This window comes from Peribacillus sp. SIMBA_075, assembly GCF_046534585.1.
This window is the reverse complement of sequence record NZ_JAWRYN010000970.1, coordinates 1-258: the sequence shown is the minus strand read 5'-3', so window position 1 is coordinate 258 and position 258 is coordinate 1. Positions and strand designations below refer to the sequence as shown.

The following is a 258-nucleotide window of genomic DNA, read 5'->3' as shown; positions in this document are numbered from 1 at the left end:
CTCGACGGGTGCCCTCCTTCCGCGTGATCGTCGCCGTCGGGCGCCTCCACCCGGGCGTGGACCCCCGCGCCGTCGAACCCGCTGCCGCCGACGCGGCCCGCGAGCTGGCCGTCGTCGAGGCCAGCAGCGTGGACGTGGTGGCCGGCGAGGCGCGGCTCCCCATCCGCTTCACGGAGGACAACGTGCGCACGGCACTGCGGGTCGCCGAGCACACCGTCGCCGGGGTCGCTCGGCTCGCCGAGACGGGAGCCTGGCGGC

The 258-nt window shown here is 77.5% G+C and carries 1 protein-coding gene; it reads left to right on the top strand.

The window, feature by feature from the left end; genetic code table 11:
- Positions 1-23: 23 nt before the first annotated feature.
- On the top strand, positions 24-258 hold a 235-nt coding region (locus tag SB775_RS31165; protein ID WP_410865141.1), incomplete at its 3' end, for a hypothetical protein.